The sequence below is a fragment of the Enterococcus malodoratus genome, assembly GCF_027659535.1.
Classification (GTDB): domain Bacteria; phylum Bacillota; class Bacilli; order Lactobacillales; family Enterococcaceae; genus Enterococcus_A; species Enterococcus_A malodoratus.
Genome location: NZ_JAQDPG010000024.1, coordinates 1 through 2,947 on the forward strand (window position 1 = coordinate 1; position 2,947 = coordinate 2,947).

8 protein-coding genes are annotated in these 2,947 nt (G+C 36.2%); 7 read left to right on the plus strand and 1 reads right to left on the minus strand.

The window, feature by feature from the left end; genetic code table 11:
* Positions 1–135 precede the first annotated feature (135 nt).
* Positions 136–522 (plus strand): hypothetical protein, encoded by a 387-nt coding sequence (locus PGP85_RS21150; RefSeq protein WP_270329195.1) that lies wholly within the window; start codon positions 136–138, stop codon positions 520–522.
* A gap of 64 nt (positions 523–586) precedes the next feature.
* Complete coding sequence (locus tag PGP85_RS21155) at positions 587–1,033, plus strand: hypothetical protein (protein WP_270329197.1); 447 nt, start codon at positions 587–589, stop codon at positions 1,031–1,033.
* Between the two features lie 86 nt (positions 1,034–1,119).
* Here the strand turns inward: PGP85_RS21155 and PGP85_RS21160 are convergent, their stop codons facing one another.
* A complete protein-coding gene (locus PGP85_RS21160; protein ID WP_270329198.1) occupies positions 1,120–1,317 on the minus strand; it encodes a hypothetical protein in 198 nt (65 codons plus the stop codon).
* 103 nt (positions 1,318–1,420) lie between these two features.
* On the opposite strand from PGP85_RS21160, the gene PGP85_RS21165 reads away from it, so the two are divergent.
* The 5 genes from PGP85_RS21165 to PGP85_RS21185 are packed head-to-tail and all read left to right on the plus strand — an operon-like array spanning position 1,421 to position 2,871.
* Entirely contained in the window at positions 1,421–1,948 is a 528-nt protein-coding gene (locus tag PGP85_RS21165) for a DUF1642 domain-containing protein (RefSeq protein ID WP_270329200.1), read from the plus strand.
* A gap of 8 nt (positions 1,949–1,956) precedes the next feature.
* Positions 1,957–2,301: a hypothetical protein gene (locus PGP85_RS21170; protein WP_270329201.1), complete on the plus strand. Its 345-nt coding sequence runs from the start codon at positions 1,957–1,959 to the stop codon at positions 2,299–2,301.
* A complete protein-coding gene (locus PGP85_RS21175) occupies positions 2,301–2,474 on the plus strand; it encodes a hypothetical protein (protein ID WP_251868170.1) in 174 nt (57 codons plus the stop codon). Before PGP85_RS21170 ends, PGP85_RS21175 begins: the two co-directional genes overlap by 1 nt.
* Positions 2,467–2,688, plus strand: coding sequence for a hypothetical protein (locus PGP85_RS21180; protein WP_251868171.1), 222 nt, complete (start codon positions 2,467–2,469; stop codon positions 2,686–2,688). Before PGP85_RS21175 ends, PGP85_RS21180 begins: the two co-directional genes overlap by 8 nt.
* A gap of 12 nt (positions 2,689–2,700) precedes the next feature.
* Positions 2,701–2,871 carry a hypothetical protein gene (locus PGP85_RS21185; protein WP_270329205.1) on the plus strand — a complete coding sequence of 57 codons (171 nt, stop codon included), beginning with the start codon at positions 2,701–2,703 and terminating at the stop codon, positions 2,869–2,871.
* Positions 2,872–2,947: the final 76 nt, after the last annotated feature.

Here is a 2,947-nt window from a genome sequence, read left to right on the forward strand (position 1 = left end):
CGTCCCTACCATATTCTTTATGAAATGTTTTAGTCAATTAACGACAGCAATCAAGGAGGTTTTAAAAATGAGCAGAGAAACGTTAGAAGCTTGGACCACCCGAATTACGGAGAATAAACGAAAGAGGCAGAATAGATGGCTATGAAAATAGATGCAAACATCGAAGAAATTAAAAGTTGGGTAAGTGAAGAAGACGTTTGCGATGTTCTAACAGCTTTCGAACTAATTGAAAGGAACGATCATAAAATGGCTAAAAAAGTACAAATTACTGAAACGATTGTTTGTGATATTTGTGGGAAACCCGCTCATGGAGAATACAACTCAATTACTTATTGCAATGGTGATATTGTAGCAGAAATGTCTTGTCCTCATGATTTATGTTATGAGTGCATGGAAGAATGGCAATATCTTTGTGAGGCTCAAGCTGTGGAAAGATACGACTCACTTAGTGAAGAAAAGAAGGAACGGTACCTTCATGAATTTAAGCAAGAGTTGAACACTTTCAAAAATGGAAATAGTTGAGTGGTATTTTCCAAATCGAAAACAACCACTAACTCAGCCAATTGCATAGAAAAGAGGTAGAAAAATGGACTTGAAAAAAGACCAAATGGATAAAAAATGGATGTGTTCTCTAAAAGAAGATATTTGGCAAGCATGTGATTATTTCGAGACCAAAGAAGAAGCAATAAAAGCTGGTCTGGAATCAGCTCATCGATTTAATGGCAACCCTGATACGGAATATTTAGATGATGAAATGGGCAGCACTCCTGATGAGGTCGTTACAGAATTCTTGGTAGGTCAAATAAATGCTTCGGCTGTTCCATTTTGTGTAGATACATTAATAGAGAACGTTCAAGAAAGTGCCTATGACGAAGGTGGCGAATGGGCAGATACTTATTTGGATGACGTAACTAAAGAGGATAGAGAAGAATTAGAAAATCTTGTATTTGACTGGTTTATTAGAAATGACTATTTACCGAGGTGGTATACGATCAGCTCTGTTGAAATTATTCAATCATTAAATGAATTTTAATAGAATCGATGTTTTTGAGTCGTTGCAACCAAATTACAAGAATTGAGTGGTTTTTGCAACCATGCCTATCAAAGAGAACCACTAAGCTAATCGAGTGATTCTCTAACCTTCATTATTTTAAGGTAAGAAGACTTAGAGATAGACTTACCGCATTTTTTACAAGCGTAATCTCCAGTAGGAATACCATTAAAAAATTCTTTTTCATACTCATGATCACAGTATGGATCACCTTTTTCTAAGTGTAACTTTCTCAATTTAAGAGCTCGTTCTAATTCAATGGGCATAGTATATTCACCTTCTGCTCATTATTTTACCACAAGCAATATTTAAAGGGATAAGAAAATAGATTTAATAAATCGGCTAACTCAGCCTATCAAGGAGGTATTTATGAAAATTCAAGAATTGATTGAAAAGATAAAAGCGAACGGTGAATGGTTTGAAACAAACCGGTATGTGAAAATCACCAAAGTTATTGAACTCGTTAATCAAATAGACGAACCGCAGAAAGTCAAAGTGCCGCAGTTTGTTGCTAAGTGGATTTCGAAATGTCGGGAATTAAATTGGATTTTGCCGGATTTACTTGCACCAGAAGCTTTTGAATCAAGCTTTGCTCGCAATACTGAAGAATGGTTGCGACAAGACAAACAAAATTACGATATTCTAGCTCGTGCTTGGTTAGAAGGCTACGAGGTCGAGGAAGAGCCAAAGTATCAAGTTAAGTTGAAGTTTGGTAGACAATATCTATCGAAAAATGCTGATGGAAATATGCTTGATTTTTACTCATGCATGGTATTTCCTCCAAGCTTCTCAAAAAAAGAACTTGAATCAATTGAGGATGGAGCATTTTACAAAGCCGATGGCGACAAAGAATGGATAAATCCAATTATTGAACTTGTACCAGTCGAGAAAGTGTAGGTGTGAGAATGAGTTTAGTCTATAACAATGATAAGCCAATAGGAAAATGTGAATCGTATTCGATTGATAAGATACCTGGCACAACTCCTTTTGTAATGTTAACCAATTATGAACCTTTGCGATCAGAACTCAACGAGAACCAGCAGATCGTGTTGGAGTGGTTGAAAGAACAAGTTTCAATCGGGAATGACCTCCAATATGTTTTGTGGGAATTCACTGATAATGTTTATGAGGAGCCTGCGGAATATAGTGTTTCTGAGCAAACAAAAGCGTGGCTAGAATTGACAGAGCAAGAACAATTTCAAGTCCTAGCAGCATTCGCTCAATGGGGATTAGAACAGGAGGAAGATTGATGGATAAAGAAGTAGTCGCAGTATCAATAAAAAATGGCAAATATTTCGTTGTTCTTGAAGATAAAACTAGAATCCGAGTAGATTCTGATGAATATAAAAGAGTTAAGCGAAAGCTATCCAAAAACATTACTTTATTCTTAAAAGTCAACGAGGAGAGTGATTGCGTTGAGTAAAAATGTAATCCAAATAACGGAATATGACGGCTTTAGCGATGAATTCCAACGATCGTATTTGCTAAACAACATGGATAAAGGTGGAATTGTTTTTACTGAAATGCAGACCAGTCAAGCAATGGCACGCATCGGGCAGTTAAATACTACTAAAAAAATACACGTAGATGTTTATAATTTATCAAGCAATATGACTGATTTAAGCAAAGTTTACTGAGGAGGAAGAGTGATGTTCTTCAAAAAGAAGGATATACCAAGAATAAAAATACGTTCAAATGTAATCCAATTTGATGAAATGGGTTATCCGTTAAGGTTATGTATCTTTTCAGATGGTGAGCAGCGATGGGTAGATACGTATGAAAAAGAAGGAGACATTGTGTTGAGGTGGGAGGAAGAGTGATCGATAATTCCGCAATCGTCGGACAACAACATCTGACTACCGATTCGAGTACTCCTTTTGAAATAAAAGGCTTGGT

Coding starts and splice junctions, on each gene's coding strand:
- PGP85_RS21165 (WP_270329200.1), top strand. CDS start 1,421: ATGAAAATTCAAGAATTGATTGAAAAGATAAAAGCGAACGGTGAATGG.
- PGP85_RS21150 (WP_270329195.1), top strand. CDS start 136: ATGGCTATGAAAATAGATGCAAACATCGAAGAAATTAAAAGTTGGGTA.
- PGP85_RS21160 (WP_270329198.1), bottom strand. CDS start 1,317: ATGCCCATTGAATTAGAACGAGCTCTTAAATTGAGAAAGTTACACTTA.
- PGP85_RS21175 (WP_251868170.1), top strand. CDS start 2,301: ATGGATAAAGAAGTAGTCGCAGTATCAATAAAAAATGGCAAATATTTC.
- PGP85_RS21185 (WP_270329205.1), top strand. CDS start 2,701: ATGTTCTTCAAAAAGAAGGATATACCAAGAATAAAAATACGTTCAAAT.
- PGP85_RS21170 (WP_270329201.1), top strand. CDS start 1,957: ATGAGTTTAGTCTATAACAATGATAAGCCAATAGGAAAATGTGAATCG.
- PGP85_RS21155 (WP_270329197.1), top strand. CDS start 587: ATGGACTTGAAAAAAGACCAAATGGATAAAAAATGGATGTGTTCTCTA.